The organism is Arthrobacter sp. PGP41, assembly GCF_002953935.1.
Lineage (GTDB): Bacteria > Actinomycetota > Actinomycetes > Actinomycetales > Micrococcaceae > Arthrobacter.
On the sequence record NZ_CP026514.1, the window covers coordinates 1,079,316 to 1,101,133 of the forward strand.

Here is a 21,818-nt window from a genome sequence, read left to right on the forward strand (position 1 = left end):
CGCAGCAGGGGCCCCTTTGATATGTGACCCGCGCAGATGGGACTGCCCCGGGTTCTGTTGACTCCTTAACCTAGCGAGCTTGTGCTCGTGGAAGGAGTTGACCATACCCACGGCTTATGGGACGGAGTTCCGCCAGGATGTTATTGATGTGGCCCGGAAGGGTGAGGCGCCGCTGGCGCAGATTGCGAAGGATTTCGGGCTGTCGGTTACGACGTTGAAGCGCTGGATTGCCATTGCGGAACGTAAGGAATCCGGGGCCGTGCCAGCGGCGTCGGAATCGGCCGAGATGCGGGAGCTGAAGAAGCGCAACCGCTTGTTGGAGCAGGAGAATGAGATTCTGCGCCGGGCCGCGGACTATCTTGCGAGGGATACCAACCCAAAATGATCTACCCGCTGGTCACGGATCTTGCCGCCGACGGTGTTCCCGTCGCGGTGACCTGCAGGGTGTTGGGCTTCAGCAAGCAAGGCTATTACCGGTGGGGGCCAGCCCCGTGACAGAACGGGACTGTGTCGATGCGCACCTGGTCAACGCCGCCCTGGACATCCACGCCGATGACCCCCGCGTTCGGGTACCGATTCATCGCCGACGAACTCCCAGAGAAGGGCATCACGGCGGGTGAGAACAGGGTCCAGCGCTTGTGCAGGGACCATGGCATCAGGTGGGTCTTCTCTAAGAAGCGCAGCCCGAATCGCAGACCCAGTCCACCGGTTCGCGACGACTTGGTCGAGCGGGACTTCACCGCAGCCGCACCGAATGAGCTGAGGCTGACGGACATCACCGAGCACCCCGCGGCCGAGGGGAAGCTCCACCTCTGCGCGATGAAGGACGTGTATTCCGGCAGGATCGTCGGCTACTCGATGGACTCGCGGATGAAATCCTCGCTGGCCGTCGCCGCGCTCGAGAACGCGGTGCGGGCACGTCGACCGGAAGGGACTGTGGTGCACTCCGACCGGGCGTCACAATTCCGGTCACGCCGCTTCGTCGAATCACTCCGGCACCACGGCCGCACAGGCTCGATGGGCAGGGTCGGTGCGTGCGCGGACAACGCTGCGATGGAATCGTTCTTCTCGCTGCTGCAGAAGAACGTCCTGGACCGTCAGCGCTGGCTCACCAGGCAGGAACTCCGACTGGCCATCACGACTTGGATCGAGCGGACCTACCACCGCCGGCGACGGCAAAGACGGCTGGGAAAACTCCCACCCATCGAATATGAAACAATCAACCGGACCGCGCTCATAGCGGCCTAAGACCCCGAGTCAACAAAAGCCGGGGCAGTCCCAGGCGGTAGCCGTTAAGATCCGAGTCATCGTGCAGGTCAAGTTGTGGTGGCTACTAACTGCTTCGCGGAGGACAGCTTGCAGTGGGGCGCCGATGATCAGGGCCTCCTGAGAGTGTTGGTGCGCACGCCCACTTCAAGCCAATTAGCGCTCTCGCAAAACTCCCGCCGGCCCGGACGGCGCAGTGTCTCAGGCTGGCCGCCCGGCACGGGAACCGCCATTTGCGCGGGATGCACCAGCAGGTAGCCGAGCCGGCATAGGAACTGTCTGGCAGCAGGTCCCGCAGGGGCGGATCCGCACGTCGGGTGGTCCTATCGCGTCTAGGACTTCGGCACGCACTCGGCCGTTGCATGTGCTAGCTAGCAAAAGTGCTTTGACTGCATATACTCAACACAGTTTACGTGTTGGCATTGCGCTACCACTTCCGTTCAAAGGAGAGTTGCCATGAAAGCTTCGGAGGCCCCAATGCTCGAAATGCTAAGAGTGGCCCGTCAATTTGAAATACCTCTTTACCAGAGGACCTATTCCTGGACAATAGAGGAATGCCAGACGCTTTGGCGTGACATTGTTCGTGCTGGTTCGAATGACAACGTCAATGTCCACTTCATCGGTTCTGTTGTACACATCAGTAAAGGTCAGAGCAACCTGACGGCGCAGGAACCTTTGCTGGTGATTGATGGTCAACAGCGACTCACGTCAACCACTCTTCTTCTCAAGGCACTAGCCTCGACAATTGCTGAGCGACTAGATGGTGTCCAGGAGCCACTTGATGGTTTTTCTGCCACGAAAATAGCGAAACGCTACTTGATAAATGATGACGAAGAAGATGTTCGCCGCTACCGATTGGTGCTAACTCAAACTGACCGCGATACTCTTATGGCCATTGTTGACGATTCTCCTTCACCTCATGAACCCTCGCTACGTATTGCGGAGAACTTTGAATGGTTCAGAAAGCAGCTTTTCGATTTTGTTGATACCGGCCAAGATCTCGCAATTGTTTGTCGGGGCCTGATGAAGCTGATGGTCGTTGACATTGCCCTAACGCGGGACCAGGAGAACCCGCAGCTCATCTTCGAATCAATGAATTCGACAGGTAAAGAACTTAGCCAGGCCGACTTGATCCGGAACTTCGTCCTCATGGGCCTAAAACCGTCGCTTCAGGCGATGCTTTACAAGACCTACTGGCGTCCTATGGAACTCGCATTCGGTCAAGCGGCCTACGCGGATCATTTCGACCCCTTTGTTAGACATTTCCTGACCATCAAGACGGGGAGTATTCCGCGTAACGATGCAATTTATGACGCATTCAAGTCTTACTACAATGAACAGCTGAACTTCCCCGAGCCGCCTGAGGAAGCCGCGCTCGAAGCCCTGATGGCAGACTTCCGGACGGCGGCAGAGCACTATTGTGCACTCGCCTTAGGTGCAGAGCCCGACAAAGCCTTGCACACGGTCTTCCGTGATATAGCGGAGCTTAAGGTCGATGTAGCCTACCCGACTCTACTTGAGTTGTATGGTGACTATGCTTCTGGACGTTTGAGCAAGATGGATTTTTTGACTGCAGCTCGACTTGTTGAAGCCTACGTCTTTAGGCGTGCTGTATGCGGTCTCGCGACTAACTCCTTGAACAAGACCTTTTCGACCTTGATGAAGGGTCTGGACAAGTCTGCATACTTGGAGAATTTCATAGCTAGGCTTGTTCTTCTGAAGAGCTATAAGCGGTTTCCCGACGATGAGGAGTTCGCTTCAAAACTTGCCACAAATGACTCCTACCACTTCAAGAGGCGGCTATACCTGCTGCGGAAACTGGAGAACTTTGCCAGAAAAGAACCTATCAGCATCACCGACTACACTATTGAACATGTTTTGCCGCAGAATCCCAATCTTTCTGAGGAATGGCGGAGTGATCTCGGCGATTCTTGGAAAGAGGTTCAAACTGCATGGTTGCACACCTTAGGCAACCTGACTCTCACCGGGTACAACTCTGAGTACAGCGATAAGAGCTTCCACGAAAAGAAGACCATGAAGGGTGGCTTCGACAGTAGCCCTCTTAAGCTGAATGCGTCTGTGCGAGTGCATCAGATTTGGAATGAGGCGGCGATTGGACAACGTGCTTCGGAACTGACGACGTTGGCGACGTCAGTTTGGTTACGTCCACAGGTCGCCAGCAGGTTCCTGGTCAACGAATCGAAGCCGAAACCCGTCAGTTTGATGGCTCAACTTTATCCAGATTTTGCTGAAAGTGTTTGGAGGGTTGCTCACCATGCCCTACGAGAGGAAGTCCTGGCCCTGGACCCAACTATCACCGAAGAGATCGGGAATCAGGTTATCAGCTTCAGCTCAACACGGCCGTTCGCTGATGTTTACATTGCTAATGATCGGCTCGTGGTTCAGGCCAAGGTGCCAGCGGGGACTCTCGATGATCCCCACGGCATTTGTACCGACATTAGTACGATAGTTCATCCGGGAGTCGGGAATCTCCGGATGTATCTGGAAAACGCAAGTGATCTTCCGAAAATAATGGGCGTCATACGTCAGGCCTTTGATGAGCAACTCGATGATTCATCTGAGGCCAGTGCCGAGTTTGATTCCCTGGAAGTCGATGCCGATGTTCTTAGAGCATCTTTGGATCCTGCGTTGCTGGTTCCCACACCTTCCGCGCAGGCTGCGGGTGACGAACCGCCCTCGCTCTTCGACGAGTAGGCATACTGATTTGGCGTGCTTGAGGTCGCGTAGTGCATGGGCTTATAGGCGCACAGGTGTGGCCGCTTCATTCCCTTACACTGTGGTCCACGGGCTGGCGGTCCACGACGTGACGACGCCGTTACGTAAGGATCTGCGGCTGTGAAGCAGTCTGCCGGCCCTTCGTGGCTAGTGGGGAAATGAGTTCGTGTCGTTGAAGACAAGGGGGCCCGTGGCCCTGCTGCAGCACGTCCTGGCCCGGCACGTACCAGTCCCGCTCCGGTGTTCGACGGAAGCCCAGCCACCGATACAGGCTATGCGCCCGTCGCAATGAACGTGGCGCTGGTGATGCTGATCGCTCCGATGCCCGACAGCTGCCGGGCGTGCTCCACGATCGCGCGCACCACGGCACGGCACGGCCCACGCCGCCGCCCTGGTGCGCCGGGTCAAGGGCCAGCATCCGGAACTCCAGCTCCCCGTCCGTCGCGATCTCGCTGTAGGGCTGGCCGGCGAAGGTCAGCGTCACCGCTGCCACTACCGTCCCGGCGGCTTCCGCCACCCACACCTGCGCGTGCTCGGCGCGGTGCTCTACGTCCTCCAGCACACCCATGTACGGATGGTCGGCGGCGAAGTGACCGGCCCGAAGGTAGGCGTCGCGGGTGATGCGGCGAACCTCCGGAAGGTCCGCCGGCACCGCCGGCCGGAAAACAACACTCATGAGAAAGCGCTCGAAGCGGCAGCCGTCCGTTCCACGTAATGGCCCAGGTGTGCCAAATCCGGCTGCGACGACGCGTCGCCCACGGCGTCCGCACCCACGGCATTGGCCACTTTGTGTAGCATGCTCATTTAACAGAAATTGAACCGTGGGAATGCCGGGGGGCCGCCTAGGAATTTGGGAGGCGTCGTGACACCAGTTCTATCGCCCTTTCCGTGCCCTTATTGTGGAAAGCTGTTGTGCTCGCAGTTTTGGGATGGATATATCGCCCGTCATGCTTCCCGAGGTGCGCTATGCTCTGCCTCAGGTCTGACGTACGCCATGGCTTTGGCGACCGCCCCTCGCTCCACCGATTCGACGGTGAGCAGACCTCTGCGCTATGTATATGATCCACCAGCGCGCGGGGATTGTCCTGATTGTGGTAGATACGTTGACGTCTCTATGACGAACCGAACAGTCCCAAGGCATGTGACGTACAGGGGAGTACCATGCTCAGGGAAAGGGCGGCGAGCCCAGAATGTTGTTCCGAAATACACTAAGCCCTCAAGAGGGGGCGGCCCAGGCCCAATTCCTTGTGGTTTTCACAACTGAGGGGCTGCACCACGCGATGTCCAGCCTGCCGGGGCGCACGCACGGAAGGCGAGGCGCCCAGGGAGGTGCCGCCGTCGGGCATTCCCAGCAGCGACTCCCCACCTCGTGCACCGCACGCTAAGCCGGAAGTCCACTTAGTCGCAGCCCCTTCCGGCCCTACTGAACGGCGGCGTCTGCAGTCAAAGCTCGCTGCGTCGGCCGGACGGCTCTTTCTCCGTGCGCCTAGCCCCGGGAGGGCCTAAAGAGCCGCAAACAACGGGTTCCATTGGTCCGGGCCGTAACCTACCGGTCTTTCGGACCGTTGCGCAGTGCCAGAACCAGCAGACAGGCAGGATTGTCAGCGCCGGATGCCATGATTGGTTGCATTGATTGAATGACGGTACTGATGGCGGTGCCGTAGATGGGGGAATGTGATGAGTCTGTCCAACCGCGAGTATGTGGGCCGGGCCCTTGAGGCCTTGGCGTTTGGCCTGGAGCCCTACATCGCAGCAGTGCTCTCCGAGGTAGCCCCCGGCGTGGCATGGACCAAGATCATTCAGCACAAGGATGAGAACGCCGGCCGCGCTGCGCAATCCTACGCACCCACGGATCTCAGCCTGCAGCTGCGCATCATGACTGAATCCATGGGCTCACTTGGCTACCCTTTCAACCTCCCGCATGAGGCACGCAGCCACACCTCCGAGCTGCGCCAGGCACGGAACCGCTGGGCCCACAATGAGACCTTCGATGACGCCGATACCTTCCGTGCCCTGGACACCGCAGGTCGGCTGGCCAAAGTGATCGGGCTGGACCAAACTCACAGCGAGTTGGCTGCGCTTCTTACCGAGTACCAGAACCGGTCCTCTCCCAGCCGGGAACAACCGGAAGAAGCCCAGCAGGGTCTGCCGGCCGCCGTCGCGCAGTCCGACCACCCGGAGGAAAGCCTTCCAGGTGAGCCCTCGGCCCATGGCCCGGCTGCATCCGCTCCTCACGTTGTGGTCGACGTGACCACTGCAGATTCACTGAGCTACGCGATGGCGCACAACGGCTTCCGCTTCGTCAGGCAGGTCAAGATCACCAACAATGGCGCGGAAATCCGTGGTGCAGTAGTCCGGGTGGAGGCCTCCGCTCAGACAGGCCGGATCTCCGGCGACTTCCAGCAGTATGTGGACCTTGCCGCAGGCCAAACCATCACGCTCGATGACCTCAACGTTCCAGTTCAGGCCGCCACCATGTATGAACTGGCTGACCGCCAGATGGGAAAGGTGCTGGTCACCGTCCACGCGGGCGCCGATGCCGCCGTAGCGGAGCTGGGCCGCGCAGAGACGGACCTGACACTCCTGCCCGCTCAGCTGTGGATCGCCGGCCGGGGACTCGTCTCCTACGAGTTCCTGGCCGCGTACGTGCAACCGCACCATCCCAGCATTGCCAAGCTCATGTCCGAGGCCGCCGACATCCTCATGCAAACAACGGGCAGCGGCAGCTTCGACGGGTACCTGGAAGACGGGGACCGGGTGGACCAGATCGTGTTCGCCATCGCCCAGGCCATGAGCAACCGCGACATCCGCTACAGCATGCCACCCGCCAGCTGGGGACTGGAAGGTCAGCAGGTACGCACGCCGGCGCAGGTTCTTGACGACCGCTTGGGCACGTGTCTCGACACCACGCTGGTCCTGGCTGCCGCTTTGGAATTCTGCGGCATCCGGCCTCTGCTCTGGCTGGTGGAGGGCCACGCCTTCCTCGGCTACTGGCGGGAGGAGGGCAGCCTCAGCACTGCGGCCTCCGACGACGTGCCCGAGCTGGTCAGCCTTGTACAGCGGGGCTTCATCGGCCTCGTGGAAACCACGCTCCTCACCGGCAGCCAGCCGATCTCGGCGGCCGCATTACGCAACAGCCCGCTGAACCGCTATGTGGAAAGCGGCAATGACGAGATCAACGCGGTGACTGACATCAGGCGCGCCCGCCTCGATGGCATCTACCCGTTGCCTGCCCGCACCATGTCCGACGCCGGAACCTACACCGTGGTCAAGTACGTCCCGGAAACCAAGACTGCGCCGGAGCTGCCGAAGAAGGCAGCCTCAAGCGGAGGAACGGCCAGGACCACAACCGATGTCCCGCCCCGGGTGGTCCAATGGAAGAACGCGCTGCTGGACCTGAGCCTGCGGAACAGGCTCATCAACTTCACTGACACGGCCCGGTTCCCACTCGCAGTGCCCACCGCCTGGATGGGCGCCTTCGAGGACCTCATCAGCAAAGGCGCGTCTGTCAGCCTGCTTCCGTCTAACCAGATCAGCGCCATCCACCAGGAACGCGGCGTCCGCTTCGGCAAGGACCTTCCCCAAGACGAACTCGCCGACCTGCTCAGCTCCAAAAAAGCCGTGTTCGCCGAGGTCAGCGAAGACGGCTACAACGCCAAGATGCGCGGGCTCGCCTACAAGGCGAAGACCCAGCTGGAGGAAACCGGAGCCAACAACCTCTATCTGGCCCTTGGCAGCCTGATGTGGGAGCTGGACGGCCGGGCGCTTCGGTCCCCGCTGGTTCTAGTCCCGGTGAAACTGACTTCCGCAGGAAAAAACGGTCTGTACCGGGTCACACTCGACGAGACCGGCCAGTCCACGCCGAACTATTGTCTCCTCGAGAAGCTGGCCCAGTCTCACGACCTGCGCATCCCCGGCCTCGCCGAGCCTGAGGAAGACGGATCTGGAATCGATCTGGACGCTGCCTTCGCTGCTGTCCGGACCGCCGTTTCGGCCAAGGGCCTGGCTTTTCGCGTGGAAAACACCGTGGACCTGTCCATGTTGCAGTTCGCCAAATTCCGCCTGTGGAAAGACCTTGACGAGAACTGGAAGGAATTCACCGCCAACAGCCTGGTCAAACACCTGATCAGCACCCCCACGGAACTCTATTCAGACAGCGTTGCCGTCACGCCCGACGTCGACCTGGACGCCTTGGCTGCCCAGTGTCCAATACCAGCGGACTCGTCTCAGTTGGAGGCAGTCGCGTCTGCGGTCGCCGGCCAGACGTTCGTCCTGGAAGGCCCTCCGGGCACCGGAAAGTCACAGACCATCACCAACCTCTTGACCCGCGCCATTGCTGACGGCAAAAGGGTCTTGTTCGTCGCGGAGAAGCGGGCAGCACTGGATGTTGTCCAGAAGCGGCTCGACGACGTCGGGATGGGACCGTTCTCCCTTGATCTGCATGACAAGGGCAGCAAGCCGGCAGTGGTTCGGGCACAGATCAAACACGCCTTGGAGCTGAGCTTGTCGGCGAACAAGCAGCAGCTCGAGACTGCCTCCACCGACCTTGCCTCGGTCCGCCGTGGACTGGTCCGGTATGCCCACAACGTCCATGAGGAGAATGGCGCGCAGCTGTCCCTCTACAGCGCGCGGACCAAGGCTCTGACCTATGAACCTGAGCACGCCACGGTTTCACTCAGCCCGGAGCTGACCGCGTCCTTAAATGATTCCACCCTCGAGTCGATCCGGCAGGTGTTCCGGGAACTTCCAGAGTTTACGGACCCCGTCCGGCCTGGACCTGATCACCCATGGCGGTTTGCCTCTGTCGCTGGCGGCGAGCAGCAGGAGCAGCAACTGCTGGCTCTGGGAATTCGCCTCAACGAGGCGCTGAACGCCTTGCGGCCAACGCCCGGACTGCCGCCGGTTTTGGACGCCGCGCAGACACCGGCCGACGTCGCAACGCTCGCCACACTGCTGCAGGACCGGGACGTCCCGCTGGTGACACTGGATGTGGTCCGCTCTAGCGACTGGTCAGTTAATGCTGAACAGCTGGAGAAACTGGTTACGGCGTTTGCGTCCGTCCAGCATCCGGGCCTTGAGCAGGTAGCACCGGCGGCTATGGACCTTCCTCTGCCAGAAATCCTCGGCCGCGCACAGCATGCCGCAGCTTCCGGGTTCTGGGGACGCAAAAAGCGGTTGTTGGCAGTGGCCGCCGAACTGTCTTCCGTGCTTGTTCCTGGAGCTGAGATCCGCCACAAGGAGCTGGTGCCGCTGCTGGAGAAACTGGTGGCCGTCCAGCACGAGGTCTCCGGACTGCGGGCAACGCGGGGCTCTTTGCCTGGGCTTCCTGCGGATCAGCAATGGAACCCGCTGACGCCGGACGCACAAGCCGACCTGCGGCACCGTATTTCCTGGCTTCGCTGGGCCGCGCAGGCGGTGCAGCCGGCTTCGGAGCCCGCCGTCGCCGGCTTTCAGAGCGAGCTCCGTACGTTCCTGACAGATGCCCCCGACGTCCACCAGAACGTTGTCGGCTGGTTGCGGGAGCTTTCCCATGCCTGGGAAGAATTCCTGAAGATCCAAGGTGTGGGTAGTGACGACCTGCGGGCGTGGACCGGTGAGCGGGGCTTCCTGGCCCGGTGGTGGGAAACGTCCGTGCCGCGCCGACTGGACGCGGCGGGGTCGGTACCGCTGACCCGGTGGTTCGAGCTGGTCCGTCATGTCGAACCGCTGCGTGCCGCGGGGCTGCTGGATGCCCGTATTGCCATCCTCGACGGCGAGCTGGAAGCAGATGACGCGGCGGCAGCCTTTGAACGCGGCTTGGCTGAAGGGTCGCTGGCCGAACGGCGCATCGCTACCGGGTTGGCCGACTTTGATCCCACAGTGCACGAGCGGACCATCGAGCGGTTCACCACGCGCGCGGAAGCGGTACGCGAGTTGCTCAAAACCAACCTTGCCGCCGGGGTCCTGCGCTCCCGGACGGTCTCGTCGTCGTCGACCTCCGGACGCATGGGCGAGCTGCAACGGCAACTCACGAGGCAACGAGGTGGCTTGTCCGTCCGAAAACTGATGGAACACTACGCAGACCTCATAACGGGGATCATGCCCTGCACGCTGGTCAGCCCGGATTCGGTAGCGCGGTTCTTCCCTGCCAAGGCCGGACTGTTTGACATCGTGGTGTTCGATGAAGCCTCACAGATTCGGGTTGCCGACGCGGTGGGTGCCATGGGCCGCGGTGCGTCAGTGGTGGTGGTGGGTGACAGCAAGCAAATGCCGCCCACGTCGTTCGCAGAGATTTCCTCTGACGCCGGCAGCGATGGCGACGCCGAGATCTCCGTGGTGGAGGATATGGAGTCGATCCTTTCCGAGTGCGTGGAAGCGCGGGTGCCGCGGCAGTGGCTGTCCTGGCACTACCGGAGCCAGGACGAATCGCTGATTGCTTTCAGTAACCAGCAGTACTACGACAGCAAGCTTTCCTCGTTCCCGGGCCCGTCCCATGGCGCTGCGAATGCGGGTGTCCGCGGGCATGGCGTGAACTTTGTCCGCGTGGACGGCCAGTTCAACCGCTCGGGACCGTCCAAGGTCCTTCGTACCAATCCGGTGGAGGCTGCTGCGGTGGTGGCCGAGATTCGCCGGAGGTTTGATGCTGATTCAGCAGGGACTCCCTCCGTAGGTGTGGTGACCTTCAACCTGCAGCAACGTGCCCTGATCGAAGGGCTGCTGCGCGACACCGAGGATCCGCGTATCGTCGCTGCCCTGGACGAGGATTCAGAGGGGCTTTTCGTCAAGAACCTCGAGAACGTGCAGGGTGATGAGCGGGACGTCATCCTGTTCTCGACGGGGTTCAGCAAGAATGACAAGGGATACCTGCCGCTGAACTTTGGTCCCTTGAACCGGTCTGGTGGGGAACGGCGCCTCAACGTTGCTGTCACCCGTGCACGCCGACAAGTTATAGTCTTCTCCAGCTTCAACCCGGCCGATCTGCGCTCTGAGGAAACCAGCTCCGTTGGCATCAAGCACCTGCGGTCCTACCTCGATCTGGCCGAGCAGGGGACCGCTGCTCTGCCTTATGACGGGCGCCGCGCCGCCAGTATTGACCTGCACCGGGAAGAGATAGCCGACGCGTTGCGGGACCGTGGCTTTGTCGTTGCAGCAGACGTGGGGCTGTCCGACTTCAAAGTTGATATCAGCGTTGCCGTTCCGGACAACCCCAACCGCCCGTTGATGGCCGTCCTTCTGGACAGCCCCGCGTGGGCTGCCCGCCGGACGGCGGGCGATCGGGACGGGCTGCCCCGGGATGTTTTGACGCGGATGATGCGATGGCCCTCAGTAGAGCGCGTGTGGTTGCCGGCGTGGCTGGCCGACCGGGACGCGGTGCTGGACAAGCTTGAAGCTGCTCTGGAGGGAGCGTACGTGGCGGCAGCTCCTGCTTCAGAACCGCAGGATGCCTTGGCTGGCGGAACTCCCGCGGTGACGCGCTCCGGACGACGGGCGGCAGAGGACGCCGCACCTGAGCAGGAGTTCGTTCTGGTCGCAGGCAAGGACACTTCGCCGGCTGGCCAGGGCACCCTCCTGGAGGCCGTTCAAGCGAACCCCAGGCCAGTTGCGCTTGTTACCGCATCCGCCCGTTCCAGCTACCAGCCTTGGACTGTCCGGCGCTTTGGCGGCCTTGAAGTACTGGACACGCTTCACTCCCGCCGCTCCGTAACAGCCGTACGCGAAGCTATCCAAGATGTGATTGCAGCAGAAGGACCTATCCACCAGGAGCGGCTCGCCAAGCTCGTCTGCGCTGCTTTTGAACTCAACAAGGTGAACTCGCAAAGGGCAAATTCCGTACTCGATGTTTTGGACGAATCACTCCACTATTGCGACGCCGACGGTTTCATCTGGGACGCCTCGGTTGACCGGGAGATGTGGGAGCAGTTCCGCCCGAACACGGCTGACATCACGAGGAAGCCTGAGCACATCAGCGTTGTCGAAATTCGGAACGCGATGGTCGACATTGTGCGGCTCTCCGGTGGCATCCCAGTGGACGAGCTCCACCGAGAAACTATCAGGACTTTCGGTGGCAAGCGTTTGACGGCAGGTGTGACAGCCCGCCTGAACGAAGGACTGCAGTATGGCGTCGACACGAAGAGGCTTGAGCTTCGAGGAGCATTCGTGCAGCTGGTTAGCTAGGCGAATATGGCATTTAGGCAATCATTCAAATTTTGATCGGAGTTCCCATGTCCCAAGAACCTACACTGCTCTTTCTGCACGGCGTCGGAGACGGAAACAGAGACCGTGCCTGGCTGACTGGCCTTGAGGCGGCGTTATCGCGCCTGGGGTATCCGGCCATAAACCCTGAACGCGTACTTGCGCCCAGGTATGCTCACGCACTCAGGGACAGTGATGAATCCTTCCCTCTTCCCAAGATCAACGTCAAGCAGCCTGCGAGGGACAAGGTCCGCCAGAATCGCCGGGACTTTGAGCGACGCACAGCTGCGCTTGAGTTTCGGCTAGGAAGACATGACCACGGAACCGGCTGGGGTGGCGCCGAACTAGTGGTTAACGGGGCGGCGAACCTTCCCGGTTTCGCGCAAGTCCGAAAGTACCTAGGTGACGCTGACGTCAGAGCACAGGTTCTGCGGCTCCTCCTCAGCAAACTGCCCGCAGCCGGCCGGATAGTAATTGTTGGCCATAGCCTAGGGTCAGTAATTGCTGCAGACCTGATTCAGCGGTTACCAAAAGAGCTCGAGGTGGTCGGCATGATCACCATCGGCAGCCCACTGGCGAGCGGCAGATTCAATGTCGACAAACTGCGCGAAAATATGCAGGAGCCGCCCACCAACTTGGCTTGGTGGGCAAATTTCTGGAACGTGCTGGACCCAGTAGCGGCCCACAGAGGCCTGTCGTCGGTGTACAACTGGATGCTTGACTTCCGAATTGGAACTGGATTTAACCACCACGTGCACGACGCCGAAGCGTACCTTTCACACGATGCCGTCGCCGAAGCCGTGGGGTTTGGGCTCTTCGGATCCAAGTCCAAGGAAATCGTCCTCGCGGAGCGAGGTCTCGATATTCAACTGGATGCGTCTGAACTGACTGCCTTGGTGGCACTGCGTTATGCCCATCTGCTCAAGGAACGGCTGGACGGCGAACAGGGTATTCGATTTGCTGGAGCGTTGCGGCAGGTGCAGGCCACAGTCGTCGACGAAATTCGTCAAAGGAATAAGGAAGCGGGGAGGCCGCTGCCCTCTCAAGTTGCAAGGCTGGCCTTCGACGCATCCGACTCGAATGCGAACGTCCCTGAGCCCCTGCCGAGCCGTCATCTCACTAAAGAGGAGGCGGTAACGCTGTTGACAGTTCTGGCATCCGAAAATGTGATCCGGCCCTTTGACATCAATGTAGACCGCGGTAAATGGCTCGGCGCAATGCGGGAGCTTACCTCGGAGATGGGGTTGGGCAGCCAGTACGGTTCTCACGTTTTTGAGGCTGCCAAGGAGGCCCAAGATGTGCTCAGTGGAGCGCTCGTGATTGATTGGAAGAAATGGGGAGCACTCGGCGCGGGTGCCGTTGCACTAGTCGTTGCTACCGGCGGCCTAGCCCTGGCTGCGGCACCTGGGGTAGTCGGGGCCGCAGTCATCACAAGTGCCCTGGCCGGATTCGGTCCTGGAGGAATGATTGGTGGACTTCTAACTGCGGGAACGCTGGTAGGTGCGGGTGGTGGTGGCATCGCCTTCAGCCTTGCCAGCCCCGGCACTTCAGCCGAAACGGTCGAAGCAGTGATTCAGCGCCGCTTGGCGGCAGCGATACTGCGCCAGCGGCAAAAGCTTGAACCGGACTACACGTTGTGGAGCATCCTAACTTCAAATGAGATAACAGTCCGCCGCGAATATGAGCGGCTGGACGAGTTCTCCGATGAGTCCTCTCAGGCACTGAAAGAGCTGAAGAAGAAGCTCGAGACAATTGGGAGGGCAATGAAGTACTTGTCCGAGAACGGCCTTGAGCCGAGGCTAGTTGAAGATCCAGCGGAAGATGCAGCGGACCTGGCGGAGGGCCCGGACACTGCTGCTCGCCAGCCCTCACCACTTAGCTAGGCGTACTGTTTACCGAGGTTGGGAACGCACAGCTCACCGCCTTATGCCGAGGGCCGGCGGGCGCGTCATAATCGCCCAGTTCTTGATCTTACAAATGGTTTGAGGGGACTTGGCTCGGCGATCTGTTACGGCCGGCCGGCCGTTCCGTACTGTGACCACCCCAGGGCGTTTCGACGTCAAATGAAAATGGAGACTCATGCTTATAAAGTTGTTCAGAGCGCGGTTCCGGCTTTGGCCTGTTCTGCTGATCATCGTGCTGGTTGTTGCGGGAACAGGCGCCGCATTCGCATCCGGTGCACTTAACGCGCGCGTACTCAGTTCGATGTTCACCAGCAGCTCGCACGAACGCGATTCGCAGGTGGTTCAGTCTGTTACGCGCTTGCAAGAGGTCGCCCTGCTCAGCCTTCACATGGAGGGTATCTCGAGGCACGAAAGCAATGGAGAGATTTTCGGTGTGGCCATACCCGCGAGCGAGAAAACGACCCTGATCCAGTATCAATTCGACGCGAAATTGGGCATCGATGGGGCACAGGTGACGATCGAACCCACCGGTCCAAAGTCCTATCGGTTGACCATTCCTCAATTCATTGGCATCGGCTTCGACAAGCCCACGTTCGAGGACCCCCTCGAGAGCAACAACGCGCTTGGCTGGCTGGCAACGCCAGCAGTTGAAACTCGCATGGTCAACAACATCCTCAGTGACGAGAACAAGCAGAAGTACATCTCCCAAAACGAAGCAGCGCTGAAGGAGCAGGCCAAGGTTTTCTACTCCGGGCTCATCGCAAGCGTTGATCCCGGAATCACCGTCGACTTCGCGTTCGCAGGATAGATGCCGACACTCCGCATGAAGAGCAGCCGTCGTCGGCTTAACAGCGAACACGTTTGAGCACCTCGAAGCGTTCAATCCCGGACACAGGATAGGGCGGATTGATTCAAAAACGATGGTGGCTGTTGAGCAGTCGCTCGCTGTCTTTCTCGGCCTGGCCCGGTAGCTGGGATACGGACTTCAGGCCTCCAGCTCTTCGAGCGCCCAGCACCAGTTGATCAGTTCCTGCTCCAGACGAATATTCGAGCCATAGGTGCTGTTCCCCAGCGACTCGTATAGCGCCGCTTCTGCCGCCGTCAGCCTAGCAAGCGCCGCCCGCGAGGGCGATTCTTCCTTGCCCCAAGCATCCCTGTGTGCAAGCAGGGTTCTCTCATCCATTAGTACACTCTCCACGTGCGGATGGACGGCCCGGAGCTGGTCGAGGATCCGGAAGCCGTGGGTGTCAATGTCGCCCCAGTAGAGGACCCGGCAGTCACGGAGCCAGGCGGCGTCCCGCAGGGAAGAGAATCCGTACCCGCCCCCAAAAAGTGCCAGCGTCCCTGGGCGGTCGGGGAGCGCCAGGAAATTGACCTGGTTTTCCGTTGCGATGACGGTATCCACGGGCAGCCGCAACCCGCCGAACGCTTCGGCTGTCAATGTAATGTCCCGCGCCCCACCGAACTGGTCAATTTCAGGATCCAACAGACGAAACCTCACTAACTCCGGAGGGTGCAGGAACCCGTGCCGTCGTGCGAATCTCGCCGCAGGTGTCCTTCCTGCGCTGTCTTCGAGCCCCGCATCATGATCCGGGGACTCCAGCTCGTCGTCACCTGCGGACATTTCCTGGTCGCGGGAAGAAGGCTCGACGGTGGCCAGCATTTGGTCAATAACCTGCTGGTGCCGCTCGATGAACTTCGTGTGCACCCCGGGCAGGCCCAACTGGCGGACGTAGATACCGGGCGCCGGGTTGTCCCGCAGCCACAAAGCTATACGCGCCGCAGTCACGGCCGCCGGGCCCAGTTCGAGGAGCTTCAGCGGCCGCCTCGCTGCCCAGTCCACCAGCTGAGGATCCAGTCCGGCCAGGCCCTCGGTCAGAGACCGGAAGACGCCGACCTCCCGCGCCTTCCCAACAAAGCCGATCTCGTCCTCAACAGTGGCAAATACAGCCGCGGCGGGAACGGAATTGGCCCCCACAGTCCGCCGCCCGGACTCCACCGTCTCCAAAGAGTAGGCACCTGCCCCGGAAAAAAGCTCAGCTGCCCACGCGCGGACCGTCTCGTAATCGCTGAGTAGTTCTGCCGCCGTCGGACGCTTCAACGGACGACGGCGGGGGTACAGTCCGCTGGGCTCCAGCAGCTCCCGGAGGAGTGAACCGCTGCCCCACGCCTTCAGCGACAGGGCCCTCAGGTCCGCCAGCGTGGTCCACGCCTTAGCGGCCACGCCGGTCCTTCTCCTCGCGGTACTCCTGGATGGTCATGTTACGCAATTGGGAATCGTCACCGCTGGTGTTGGCCACGAAACCCACATGCGAGACAAACGGCTCGATCACGTGGATCTTCTGCAGGGGTGTGACGATCAGCAGCTGCAGCTTCATCCGCTGGAACAGCTCCAGCCCGTACCTGGCGGACTCGTCCGAGCCCCGACCGAACGCCTCGTCAATCACCACGAACCGGAAGCTCCTGCCGCTGCCGGCATTCCTGCCCGCTCCCTTGCCGGACCCCAGCCCGAACTGGAACGCCAGGGCCGCCGCCAGGATGGTGTACGCCAGCTTCTCCTTCTGACCGCCGGACTTGCCGCCCGAATCCGTGAAGTGCTCGTATTCCTCGCCGGTCTCCGTCCACTTCTCCGACGCCGAGAATGTGAACCAGTTCCGCACGTCGGTCACCTTCGCCGTCCATTTCCGGTCGAGGTCAGTCAGTCCTTCCCGGCCGCGGAACCTGTCAATAAGCCGCTCCACCTGCAGGTACTTCTGCTCGGAGTACTGATCGGTCCCGCCGATGGTCCCCTCCGAGCACGCCCGCAGGTCGCTGCCGAACTCCCGCACGTCCTGGTCCGACGTGGCCTGGTGCTCCAGCTGGATGTGCCGGCCCGTGTTGTACGGAATACCGGCCAGGGACTGGTTGATCTCGCCGATCCGGTCAATGATGTTCTGCCGACGGCTGTCCAGGAACGCATTGAACGCCACCACCTCGCGGATGGTGTTTTGGTTCAGCAGGTCCTTGAACTGGTTCTCGAACCGGGGCAGGTCGTTGCCCACCAGCTGCTCCAGCAGCCGGTTGTAGTCCGCCGCGGCCTCCAAAGAGGCGTCGACGTCGGTGGTTTCGTTCGGGTACTTGTTGCGGAAGTCCGCCATCTTAGTGACGGTGCTCTCCGCTGCACGGGCGATCCTCTTCGACAGCGCGTCGATGGTGTCCGTCAGCCCGTTCCGCACAGTGCTTTCCACAGCGGCAGTGTTCTTATAGGTGAGCGGTTTGTCCCCCAGCGTTGTTGCGGTGAGGCGTTCGACGGCGGCCAGCACCCCCGTGTCGTCAGTCATCGGCGTGTCAACCAGGACGGCCCGGCACTCCTCAATTGCCTCGGCGATGTCTCTAGCGGCGCCCTGGTTAGTCCCGATGTTGCGTTGGTTCTTTTCGGCTCGAGATTCAGTTTGTTCGAGTCGCCGGGAGATTTCTTCCTTCGTGCCCATGAGCTGTTGCAGGACGTCGCTGGTGGTTTCCAAGGCCCGCTTTTCCGCCTTCAGATCCTCGATGGTGCGGGCCGTCGCCTGCCAGCTGATCTCACCGAATTCCGTGACGGAACCCACCACACCGAGCTGCCGGTTGTGCCGGCCCAGAGACCCCATCTCACCGTTGACACGGTCAAGCTGCCCGGCCACAACCTTCAGCTGGCCCTGTACCCCATCCAGATCGGCGCGGAACCCGGCGATCTTGTCATGGTTGTCCCAGCCCAGCACGTAGTTGCGCCGGTCCGCCAGGTCCTTGCGGTCGTCCTTCTCATGCCGGCCGCGCCCGCCTTTGAGCTGACCGTTGGCAGTCAACGCCTTGGGGTACCGGCGGAAGTCGGCCATGTTCTCGCAACAGAAGTAGTCAAACCGGCTGCTGAGCTCGTCCTGTAGGAAGTCCCGGAACGGGGTGCCCTGCTTGATGGCGATCTTCGCCGCCAGCGTGCCCGGCTCGGCGGCCGTGGGCGTGTAGGACTCGCCCATCCTCAGGTACGCCAACCGGCCGCGCAGGTTGTTCGCGTCCACCCAGCTGCTGACAGCGGCGTAGTGCTCCGCGGGGACCAGGAGCGAGAGGGCAAACCCGTGGAGGGTCCGCTCAGCGGCGCCCTCCCATGCGGCCTCGCCTTCGCGGACCTTGAGCAGTTCGCCCACGTAGGGCAGATCGCTGTCCGTGATCCCGATGCCTTCGCAGAGCCTCCGGCGGATATCCAGCTGGGGGAGCGGAATCAGGTTGCGCCGGGCCTGCAGGCTGGTGAGCTCGGCTTTGATCTCCCCGGACCTGGTGGTGAGGCCTGCCTGCTGTATGGACAGGGTGGTGCGCGTTTCATGGAGCGCCTCGGAGCGCGCCGCCAAGTCCCGTTCCACCCCGGCGAGCCCCGCCCGGTTCGCGTCGAAGAGGACACGGTCCTCGGGGGCCTGCAGGCCAAGGTCCGATGCCGCGGCCGAGTAGGCCTCGAACCGCTGTTTCTGCTCGGCCGACTTGGCAGCCAAAGCGGCAAGTTCGGCGTCAATCGCGGCGAGCCGTCCGCCGCCGTTGGTGCGGATGTCATCCTCCACCCCGGCCAGGACCAGGCGCAGCTGCTTGATCTCACGGGTCAGCCGGTCCGAATCCTCCTGCAGCCGCACCCCGGTGCGATCCAGCTCGGCCTGGTGCTCCAGGCTCAGCTGCAGTTTTCGGTCCGTGAACCACGGATGCAGCTGGTCGCGTTGTTTGCGCGCCAGCTCATCGTCGGCTGTCAGCGCGGCATGGAGTGCGGCGCCCTCCGTGATGGGTGTCAGCAGGGCGATCTGGTCCTTGGCCCGGAGGACGGCGTCGTGGGCTTTTTTTAGGTCGTCGAAGTGGTGGATCAGGTTGGTGATGCGGGTGGCGACGTCATCCTCCTCCAGCATGTTGCCGCGGACGAACGAGGTGATGTTCTCCACCTGCTTCATGGACACCGTGCGGTGGAACAGCTCCATGGCCTGGTTGCCGCTGATCCCGAACTGGCGCTTGAAGGCCGCTGCGTACGGATCGAAGGAATCCTGGACCGACACACCGGCGGCGCGTAGCTTCTTCTTCAGCTTCAGCGGGTCCTGGCCGAAATTGCTGAAGTCGGCAGCGATGGACTGGTCCGCTTCCGCGAGCGAGTAGAACCGGTTGGGCTGCCCTGCCTCCTGAGTAGCCCACAACGTGATGCCCAGCGTGACCCACTTGCCGAGCACGGCGTTGTGGAAGACGCCCAGCACCACCGTTAGCTGGCCGGTGGCGCGCAAAGGTACCGGCTTGGAGTACTCTCCACCGGCGCTCCGGGCGCTCTTGTGGAACCCCCGGACGTACGACATGAGGGAGCGCTCCTTCTTCTGCGCCCCTGCGGCCTTGTTGTACTCGATTTTGTGCGCCGGAAGCAGCAGTGTGGTGATCGCATCCACCACCGTGGACTTCCCCGAACCGATGTCGCCGGTGAGCAGGCTGTTCGCCCCGTCCAGTCGGAACGTGCGCACCCCCTGATGGAAGGTGCCCCAGTTGAGCAACTCCAGGCGGTGCAGCCGGAAGCCCGGGGGAGTGCCGCCGTCGGCAGCTGTTTCATCCAGACTGAAGAGGCTGTCCTGCAAGTCCGTGGCCAGTTCCGCCGTCACAGGTCCTCCCCGATTTCTGATGCCGTCCCGTGCCCTGGTTCGCGTGGGCCGGCGGCCGGCTCACCGGCGAGCGTGGCGCGGTAGTCAGCCAGCCGCGCGTCGAACTCTTCCAGCCACTGTGCATCCACGTACGCCTTCAGGATCCGTGCCACCTCGTACGTGTCCGTCTGCCCTTTGAGCTTGCGCAGGAAGCCGAGCTCCACCACCTTCTTGATGTCAGCCCCCAGCCGGTCCAGGACCCGGGCCTCGTTGCTGGATTCAGGCAAGAACACCGAGACCATGTCCGCGATCTCCTGCTCGCTCATGATGAGCCGGACCTCGCTGCTGTTGATGTCGAACTCCATCATGCGCCGGCGGAGCAGGGCCAGCAGCAGGCTGACGTTGAAGGTCAGGGAGCGGCGGGCGATGAGCCGGGGGAGAGCGGCGTCCGGATCATCCTTGGACCTCAGGAACGCGTAGCCCTCGGACTCGTCCAGGACCAGGTCCAGGCCAAGCACCGAGACGTAGTCGCGTACGTGCGAGGTCAGGCCCAGCAGGGACTGCCACAGCTTCTCTTCGTTCTCCGCGTACAACACGCCCTTGAAGAGCCGGGTGACGACAGCGGGAAGCTCCTCCGGCGTGCGGGTTTCAGTGTCAGCTGTGGCGGGGACGTTCATGCCGGCCTTCCGAAGATGATCTGTTCGATGGTGGCTTCGCGGATGGAGCCGTCCGGCAGCTGCCAGGACAGGCGCTGGGACTGCTCCGGGTTGATGGTGGCCCAGTCCGATTCGGTGGCCAGTTGGTAGTAGGCCACCACCTCCGCCAGTCCCTGCGAGAGGGGGTACGCTGCGGTGATGTCGGCCAGGGTGGCCTGCTCCGCCTCGGCCAGCACGGCGTCAATGTTGACCCGCAGGCGTTCCTTGTCCACGAAGAACTGGCCGAACAGGGCCGAGGCGTCCACGTCCGCGTCGTCGGCCGTTTCGACGGCGTCGTCCACCAGCACTTTGCGGCTGGGCTCATAAAGGGGCCGCTCGAAGGGCAGCACCACGTCCACGGATGGCGCGTCAATTTGCATGAAAGCGCCCGACGGCGGTGCCTCCCGGGTGCCCAATGCGCCGGATTCTATGCGGCGGATCAGCTGCATGATGCGTTTATTCTCAAGGAATACCTTGTCGTCCAGGAGCCGGCGCATCTGCTGGGAAAGCTGGCGGACCGTGGCTTGGGTCTGTTCAACGGCGGGAAGCCAGTCCTGGTGGAGGTTGGCCAGCGCGTTCAGGCTGTCCGCGTTGGCCAGGGCTTCGATCCGGGTGGCTCGCTGAAGCAGGTCCTGCAGCTCGGTGCGGAGCTGGGGTGACATCAGGTAGTCCCAGAACCCCTGGAACGTGCGCCCCTGGAGGGAGCTGCTGATGTCCTGCTGGTTGTCGAAAATGGACTCCAGTAGCTCGCCCTGGGTGCCGTCCCAGGTGGCGATCTGCTCGCGCACCTGCCGGTCCAGCTTGCGGAAATTCTGCTCCACCTCGCGGAAATCGGAGAGCAGGTCCTTGGCCAGGGCCGTGAGCTGCTGGAAGTGGTCCAATGCTTCCGGGCCGGTCATAACGCGGATGTTGCCCTCGCGGATCCGCTGCATCTCGGCGTCGATCCCGTCCCGCTGGCGCTGCAGCTCTGCGAGCCGCACCTCCGGGTCCGTCTCGGACTGCTGCACCAGCTGCTTCAGGACCGCGAAGATGCTGGTGAGCCTGGATTGGGTTGCGACGAAGTCCCGCCCGCGGAGGTTCTCCACCCAGCGGACGACGTCCTCCGCGGCCGCGGTGAGATCGTAATGGGGTTCGTCCTCGCCGGGGACGTAGTACTTCCTTAGCCATTGGCGCTCGTCGGCCGCCCAGTCATCAAGGTATTCACCTGCGGGACGGGGGAACCTGTCTTCGCCTTCTCTGTCCCGGAGTCCGAACAGCACGTCATCCAGGACGTCGATCAGCTCCTGCCGGCCCAGGTTGCGCTGGTTTGGACCCGTGAAGGCGGCCATGAAAAACGTCAATGCCAGGGGCGCGTTTTGGGCACGGAGCAGTGACCACCCTGCATGGTTCTCCCGCAGGGAATTGATGGCGTAGAAGTCCATTGGGGTCCCATGTTTGGTGCATCT

General features: G+C 61.7%; 10 protein-coding genes and 1 pseudogene. 5 read left to right on the forward strand and 6 right to left on the reverse strand.

Translation table 11 applies throughout. The annotated features are described in order from the left end of the window. The first annotated feature begins 103 nt into the window (after positions 1–103). Both C3B78_RS04945 and C3B78_RS04950 read left to right on the forward strand, forming a co-directional pair. Positions 104–1,248: pseudogene (locus C3B78_RS04945) on the forward strand (IS3 family transposase). A gap of 474 nt (positions 1,249–1,722) precedes the next feature. Continuing rightward, positions 1,723–3,981, forward strand: a complete 2,259-nt coding sequence (locus C3B78_RS04950; RefSeq protein ID WP_104997081.1) for a DUF262 and DUF1524 domain-containing protein — start codon at positions 1,723–1,725, stop codon at positions 3,979–3,981. A gap of 121 nt (positions 3,982–4,102) precedes the next feature. Here the strand turns inward: C3B78_RS04950 and C3B78_RS04955 are convergent, their stop codons facing one another. Continuing rightward, complete coding sequence (locus C3B78_RS04955; protein WP_324778430.1) at positions 4,103–4,678, reverse strand: GNAT family N-acetyltransferase; 576 nt, start codon at positions 4,676–4,678, stop codon at positions 4,103–4,105. After that, entirely contained in the window at positions 4,675–4,806 is a 132-nt protein-coding gene (locus tag C3B78_RS04960; RefSeq protein ID WP_442778256.1) for a hypothetical protein, read from the reverse strand. The genes C3B78_RS04955 and C3B78_RS04960 overlap by 4 nt, the downstream gene beginning before the upstream one ends. A gap of 873 nt (positions 4,807–5,679) precedes the next feature. Between C3B78_RS04960 and C3B78_RS04965 the strand changes: the two genes are divergently transcribed. The 3 genes from C3B78_RS04965 to C3B78_RS04975 all read left to right on the forward strand — a co-directional run bounded on the left by C3B78_RS04965 (position 5,680) and on the right by C3B78_RS04975 (position 14,886). Continuing rightward, positions 5,680–12,156, forward strand: a complete 6,477-nt coding sequence (locus tag C3B78_RS04965; protein ID WP_158677192.1) for a DUF3320 domain-containing protein — start codon at positions 5,680–5,682, stop codon at positions 12,154–12,156. 569 nt (positions 12,157–12,725) lie between these two features. Further along, positions 12,726–14,057: a hypothetical protein gene (locus C3B78_RS04970; protein WP_199775337.1), complete on the forward strand. Its 1,332-nt coding sequence runs from the start codon at positions 12,726–12,728 to the stop codon at positions 14,055–14,057. 196 nt (positions 14,058–14,253) lie between these two features. After that, positions 14,254–14,886: a hypothetical protein gene (locus C3B78_RS04975; protein WP_104997082.1), complete on the forward strand. Its 633-nt coding sequence runs from the start codon at positions 14,254–14,256 to the stop codon at positions 14,884–14,886. A gap of 177 nt (positions 14,887–15,063) precedes the next feature. Here the strand turns inward: C3B78_RS04975 and C3B78_RS04980 are convergent, their stop codons facing one another. Genes C3B78_RS04980 through C3B78_RS04995 form a run of 4 tightly spaced genes read right to left on the reverse strand, consistent with a single transcriptional unit; the run spans position 15,064 to position 21,794 of the window. Next, the gene (locus tag C3B78_RS04980) at positions 15,064–16,302 is read right to left on the reverse strand and encodes a Wadjet anti-phage system protein JetD domain-containing protein (protein ID WP_104997083.1); all 1,239 of its coding nucleotides are present in this window, start codon (positions 16,300–16,302) and stop codon (positions 15,064–15,066) included. Continuing rightward, positions 16,292–19,699 (reverse strand): ATP-binding protein, encoded by a 3,408-nt coding sequence (locus tag C3B78_RS04985; RefSeq protein ID WP_104997084.1) that lies wholly within the window; start codon positions 19,697–19,699, stop codon positions 16,292–16,294. The genes C3B78_RS04980 and C3B78_RS04985 overlap by 11 nt, the downstream gene beginning before the upstream one ends. After that, positions 19,696–20,355, reverse strand: a complete 660-nt coding sequence (locus tag C3B78_RS04990; RefSeq protein ID WP_104997085.1) for a DUF4194 domain-containing protein — start codon at positions 20,353–20,355, stop codon at positions 19,696–19,698. Before C3B78_RS04990 ends, C3B78_RS04985 begins: the two co-directional genes overlap by 4 nt. Beyond that, positions 20,352–21,794, reverse strand: a complete 1,443-nt coding sequence (locus C3B78_RS04995; protein ID WP_104997086.1) for a DUF3375 domain-containing protein — start codon at positions 21,792–21,794, stop codon at positions 20,352–20,354. The genes C3B78_RS04990 and C3B78_RS04995 overlap by 4 nt, the downstream gene beginning before the upstream one ends. Positions 21,795–21,818 lie beyond the last annotated feature (24 nt).